Source organism: uncultured Cardiobacterium sp. (assembly GCF_938028185.1).
Classification (GTDB): Bacteria; Pseudomonadota; Gammaproteobacteria; order Cardiobacteriales; family Cardiobacteriaceae; genus Cardiobacterium.
Genome location: NZ_CALJAH010000310.1, coordinates 1 through 5,574, shown reverse-complemented (window position 1 = coordinate 5,574; position 5,574 = coordinate 1). Strand labels below are relative to the sequence as shown.

Annotated in this window: 8 protein-coding genes; 6 read left to right on the top strand and 2 right to left on the bottom strand. The window is 58.8% G+C overall.

Annotated features, from left to right (window positions below):
• Positions 1-89: 89 nt before the first annotated feature.
• Positions 90-398, top strand: coding sequence for a hypothetical protein (locus tag Q0349_RS09105; RefSeq protein ID WP_298080554.1), 309 nt, complete (start codon positions 90-92; stop codon positions 396-398).
• 427 nt (positions 399-825) lie between these two features.
• Positions 826-2,652, top strand: a complete 1,827-nt coding sequence (locus tag Q0349_RS09100) for a TonB-dependent receptor (protein ID WP_366916302.1) — start codon at positions 826-828, stop codon at positions 2,650-2,652.
• 121 nt (positions 2,653-2,773) lie between these two features.
• Here the strand turns inward: Q0349_RS09100 and purM are convergent, their stop codons facing one another.
• Together purM and purC are read right to left on the bottom strand one after the other, a co-directional pair.
• A complete protein-coding gene (purM, locus tag Q0349_RS09095; protein ID WP_298080553.1) occupies positions 2,774-3,769 on the bottom strand; it encodes a phosphoribosylformylglycinamidine cyclo-ligase in 996 nt (331 codons plus the stop codon).
• Positions 3,766-4,491, bottom strand: a complete 726-nt coding sequence (purC, locus tag Q0349_RS09090; protein WP_298080552.1) for a phosphoribosylaminoimidazolesuccinocarboxamide synthase — start codon at positions 4,489-4,491, stop codon at positions 3,766-3,768. The genes purM and purC overlap by 4 nt, the downstream gene beginning before the upstream one ends.
• 92 nt (positions 4,492-4,583) lie before the next feature.
• On the opposite strand from purC, the gene Q0349_RS09085 reads away from it, so the two are divergent.
• Genes Q0349_RS09085 through Q0349_RS09070 form a run of 4 tightly spaced genes read left to right on the top strand, consistent with a single transcriptional unit; the run spans position 4,584 to position 5,563 of the window.
• The gene (locus Q0349_RS09085; protein WP_298080551.1) at positions 4,584-4,772 is read left to right on the top strand and encodes a 4-oxalocrotonate tautomerase; all 189 of its coding nucleotides are present in this window, start codon (positions 4,584-4,586) and stop codon (positions 4,770-4,772) included.
• Positions 4,772-5,209, top strand: coding sequence for a hypothetical protein (locus Q0349_RS09080; protein ID WP_298080550.1), 438 nt, complete (start codon positions 4,772-4,774; stop codon positions 5,207-5,209). The genes Q0349_RS09085 and Q0349_RS09080 overlap by 1 nt, the downstream gene beginning before the upstream one ends.
• Positions 5,206-5,418: a SlyX family protein gene (locus Q0349_RS09075; protein WP_298080549.1), complete on the top strand. Its 213-nt coding sequence runs from the start codon at positions 5,206-5,208 to the stop codon at positions 5,416-5,418. Before Q0349_RS09080 ends, Q0349_RS09075 begins: the two co-directional genes overlap by 4 nt.
• Positions 5,419-5,428: 10 nt before the next feature.
• Positions 5,429-5,563 (top strand): hypothetical protein, encoded by a 135-nt coding sequence (locus tag Q0349_RS09070; RefSeq protein WP_298080548.1) that lies wholly within the window; start codon positions 5,429-5,431, stop codon positions 5,561-5,563.
• Positions 5,564-5,574: the final 11 nt, after the last annotated feature.

Below are 5,574 nucleotides of genomic sequence, written 5' to 3'. Positions count from 1 at the left end.
GCTTTATTTTTTTTTTTTTTGTTTTAGGATGTTAGCGCCATGATTGTTGGCGCTTTCTCATTTTAGGAGTTTTTATGAACGGAAAATGTATGTTTTTGACCGCCGCTTTTGCAGTATTGGTGGGGTGTGGTTCCGAAAAAGATGCGGAATATTATTTTAATAATCCAGAGAAGCTTAAAGCGCTTTTAGAAGAATGTGATGCAAAATTACGTAATGCAAAAAATCAGGAAGAAGTCGAGGCTTTATCAGGAAATAAAGAGTGCACCACGGCAGAACTGGCAAAGAAAGCTATTGAATTTGGTAGCGTTGGCAAAGCTATTCTTAAGGAATCTGAAGGTAAAACATATTGGAATAGAAGGGTAGAATTTAGATTTAACGAGGTAATTGGTAGGTATTAAAGACTATTGTCGAATTTCCCTTATTATGGAAAAAGTTATCCCGTTTCTCCTACAGGAGGAGCGGGATAATTCTGCAATTTATTTCAAGAATTATGCAACATTATTGTTTTCAAGAAATTCTAATTAAGTCATTCAAAACATGGTTTCTTCACCATCAAAAGACCGCATAAACGCCTGCCGTTCATGCGGTTTTCTTTTGCGCGCGCCAAACCGCTAACCCCTTGTAAAAGATGAAGACGATGTTACAATCACTTCAGGGATAAGAACTGTTCCCGTTTAACCCGGCAGCGACAGCGTTGCCGCTTTTTTATATCTGACAAGTCAAGGAATCTTTATGCACCACCCCACCGCATTCCGCCTCTCCGCGCTTTCATTGGCGCTCTTTGCCGCTGCCAACTAGGCGCAGGAAGCGACCCAGCTTGAAGCCATCACCATCAAAAGCGAAGGCAACGCGAACGCCACCGCACCGGTCAAGGACTGGCAGGCGCTCGCACGCAGCACCGCCACCGACGTCAAGGCCGCGCTGCAAGACGAGCCCGGCGTTGCCTTTGGCGGCGGCAACGGCACCTCGCAATGGACGACCATCCGTGGCCTCGGCGAGAGCAACATTGACTACAACGTGGACGGCACGGTCAGTACCAGCCAAATCTTCCACCACCAGAGCCGCTTCATGAGCGACCCGGCGCTGATGAAACAAATCCGCGTCGAAAAAGGCACAGGCGCGGCGAGCGCGGGCATCGGCGTCATCGGCGGCAGTATCAAGGCAGAAACGCTGGATGCCACCGACCTGCTCGAAGACGGCCAGGCGGTTGGCGCGCGCATCAACGGCGGCGTCAGCAGCAACAAAGGCCATAACGGCGGCTTCGCGGTCTATGGCCAGGGCGGACAGGTGGACGGCATCGCCATCGCCAACTGGAACACGCAAAAAGATTACAAGGCGGGCGACGGCAAAAAAATCGAACACAGCGGCCTCGGCGCGTGCAGCTTCCTCGTCAAGGGAAACTACCACATTGACGACCACAACCGCCTCACTCTCAGCCAGCGCCGCGAAGAACAATACGGCGAACGCAACCTGCGCGAAGAATTCTCCTTCGGCAGCAACCGCGACGCGCCGCGCCACCGCCACCGCATCGCCGATACCACCAACCTCGCCTACGAAGGACGCGGCCTCGGCGCGATTGGCGACATTGACAGCAACCTCTTCTACATTGACAACCGGCAAAAAGCCGAAGGCGAAACCGTGCGCATCAAAACGCAGGGCTTCAACCTCGGCCTGACCACCCCGCTCGGCGACAGCGGCCACCGCGTCAAATACGGCCTCAACCAGCGCCAGGAAAAAGCCAGTCCGGGAACCCACGAAACCGCCAAACACGACCAGAAAAAAAGCGACATCGGCGGCTACGTCGAAGGCATCTGGGACTTCAAGCCCGTCACCCTCACCACCGGCGTGCGTTACGACCGCTACGAGCTGCACGACACCCACCACAACAAAAACAGCGGTAGCCGCATCAGCCCCAGCATCGGCGCCATCTGGGACGTGAACGACGACCTCGCGCTGCGCGCCAGCTACAACACCGCCTCACGCAGCCCGCGCCTCTACGAAACCATGCTCGCCGACACCGACCTCCGCTTTGGCAAGCGCGTCAAGGCCGAACAGGCGCGCACCGCCGAAGTGGGCGGCACCTGGCGCTTTGGCAGCTTTGAAATCGACGGCAGCTACTACCAGCAAACCATCAAAGACCTGCAAAACTACCGCGGCGCAAACTGCCGTGGCCGCGAATGCGAATACCGCGAACTGGTCAGCGAAGGCAAACTGAAAAACCGGGGCTACGAAATCAGCGCCGCCTGGCACTGGGAAGGGCTGAGTGCGCGCGCGGGCGTGAACTACAGCAAGCCGAAAATCAACGGCGCGACCGCCGACACCATCGCCACCGCCATCCCGATGGGCAGACAGTGGTACACCGGGCTCTCGTACCGCTTCGACAACCCGTCGCTGGAAGCAGGCTGGCGCGGCAGATACGCCGAAAAAAGCAGCTATGTGGACGAAGAGGGCGAAACCAACCGCCGCGCGGGTTACGGTGTGCATGACCTCTACGTGAACTGGCAACCGCTGGGCAAGGACAACTTCAACGTCAACTTCGCCATCAACAACGTCGGCAACAAATACTACCGCAGCCACAGCCAGCGCGCGGCGTCTATCAGCCTGCCGGAAGCGGGGCGCGAGTTTCTGCTGAATTTCAATTACCGCTTCTGAGAGGCCATTTGACGTCTGTTGGCAACAGCGGAAAATTTCCGCTATTGCCGCCAGAGGGTTGCCGCGTTTCAGCAAAAGAAAAACCGCCCGGCAGGGGCGGTTTTTTTTGCAGTTATCAGCGTTATTGCAACCGTAGTGGCGTGTCGCCCGTCTCCATTTGGCCGATGATGCGGGCATCTTCGCCGTGGATTTTCAGGGTGGCGATGACCGCATCCGCTTCATCTGGCGGGACGATGAGGATGAAGCCGATGCCCATGTTGAAGGTGCCGTAGCATTCGTCTTTTTTGACGTGCGCGAGGATGGAATCGAGCAGCGGCGGGCGCGGGAAAGTCGCGGTGTCCACCACGGCGGTGAGGCCTTTGCCGTAGGCGCGTGGCAGGTTTTCCGGCAGGCCGCCGCCGGTGATGTGCGCGAGGCCATGCACGCGGTGCGCGGCGAGCGCGGCGAGGACGGGTTTGACGTAGATTTTGGTCGGGGTCAGCAGGTGGGCGCCGACGCTTTTGCCGTCCACCACTGCGTCAAGGTCGGTAAAGATTTTGCGCAAGAGCGAGTAGCCGTTGCTGTGGTAGCCGGAGGATGGCAGGCCAATCAGCACGTCGCCCGCCTGCACGCGGCTGCCGTCGATGAGGTCGTCTTTTTCGACGACGCCGACGGCGAATCCGGCGATGTCGTATTCGCCCGGCTGGTAGAAGCCCGGCATTTCGGCGGTTTCGCCGCCGATGAGCGCCGCACCCGCCTGGGCGCAGCCGTCGGCGACGCCTTTGACGATGTCGGCGGCGATTTCGGGTTCGAGTTTGCCGCAGGCGAGGTAGTCGAGGAAGTATTGCGGCGCGGCGCCGTGGCAGAGGATGTCGTTGACGCACATGGCGACGGCGTCAATGCCGATGGTGTCGTATTGGCCGAGGGCGAAGGCGATTTTCAGTTTGGTGCCGACGCCGTCGGTGCCGGAGACGAGGATGGGGTGGCGGTAGCCGCTCAAGTCGTAAAAGGCGCCAAAGGCGCCGATTTGTCCGAGGACGCGGGCGTTGTGGGTCGCGCCCGCGTATTGTTTGATGCGGGCGACGGTGTTGTAGCCCGCTTCTTTGTCCACCCCCGCGCTTTTGTAGTCGAGGCTCATGCGTCGTCGTCCTCGCGTTCTTCGAGGCGTTCCAGCACGTCCTGGTAGGCTTCGAGCAGGCCGCCGAGGTCGCGGCGGAAGCGGTCTTTGTCGAGGTGTTCGTTGGTATCGGCATCCCAGAGGCGGCAGCTGTCCGGACTGATTTCGTCGGCGAGGACGATTTCGCCGTCGGCGGTGCGGCCAAATTCGATTTTGAAGTCCACCAAGAGGATGTCGCATTCGTCGAAGATGTCAAACAGGGTGGCGTTAATCTGGTCGGTCAGTTCGTAGATGCGGTCGAGGTCTTCGTAGCTGGCGATGCCGAGGGCGACGGCGTGGTCGTCGTTAATCAGCGGGTCGCCGAGGGCGTCGTTTTTGTAGCAGATTTCAAAGATGGGGTATTCGGTTTCGCTGCCTTCTTCAAAGCCGAGGCGGGCGGCCATCGAGCCGGCGATGACGTTGCGCACGATGACTTCAAGCGGGATGATTTCCACTTTTTCGCAGAGCTGTTCGCGGTCGTTCAGGGTATCGCGGTAGTGCGTCGGGATGCCAGCGGCGATGAGCGCACGGAAGATGAGGGTGGCGATGCGGTTGTTGAGGATGCCTTTGCCTTCGATGATTTCGTGCTTGGCGCCGTTGCCCGCGGTGGCGTCGTCGTTGTAGTGGATGATGACGAGTTCGGGGTCGTCGGTCGCGTAGATGGCTTTGGATTTGCCGGTATAGAGCAGCGCGCGTTTTTCCATGATACACCTCAGGTTATGAATTGAAAGCCGCGATATTATAGCGATTGTCGCCTGTTATAATCCGCTTTTCTTCCCTGTATGTGAGGTGTTTTATGCCCGTTATTAACGTAAAAATCGTCGAAGGCCGCACGGTCGAACAGAAACGCGCGATGGTCAAAGCGGTCACGCGCGCAGTGTGCGAATCGCTGGGTGTGGCCGAGTCTGCGGTGTGGATTAGCATCGAGGACATGAAGCCGGAGAACTTCGCCCAGGGCGGCGAGCTGCGGCTGGATCGCAAGTAATGCGTGCGCTTGCGCTGGCAGCGCTCTTCGCGCTGGGCGGCTGCGGCGACGATGGCGTCTCCCGCGTTGAGGTCGCGCGCGTCGCCGCGCCGGATGGCAAGGCGGATGCGGTCGTGGTTGAGGTCAATGCGGGCGCGACGGCGGATTTCGCCTATGACGTCTTCGTCTTGCCGCATGGCGCGGCGGTTGGCGGCGAAGCAGCGCTGCGACTATATGGCGCGACGCGCAACGCCCACGCCTATGGCGTCAACCTGCGCTGGGCATCGCCGACGCAGTTGCGCGTTGAATACCTGAAGGCGCGCCGCATCCTGCAAGCACCCAAAACCGTCACTATTGCTGGAACCCCGGTGCAGGTGGAAGCGGTTGCCGGGGTGAACGACCCGGCCGCGCCCGCCGGCGGCATGGAATATAGCCAACAGCACGGGGCGACGCCATGAATGCGGCGGACGAAGAACGCCTCGCCCAGCTGGAAATCCGCCTCGCCTATCAGGAGGATTTGCTGGCGACGCTGAACACGGCGGTGGCCGAATTGCGCGCCGCGCTGGATTTGCAACAGGGGCAGTTGCGCCTACTCTGGCAACAATTGCAGGAACGCGGCAGCGAGACGCCGCGCAGTCTGGCGGACGAAGTGCCGCCACATTATTGAGGGGCAAACGATGCGTAACCGTCTTCCCTGGCGCTGGCAACTGGCCGCCTTGCCGCTGTTCATCGCCGCCATCTGGTTCACCAACCTGCGCGAAGAACAGGCGGGTGGTGTCCTAAAATGTATGCTGCCTCAAACAAATCCGTAGTTGATATAGAA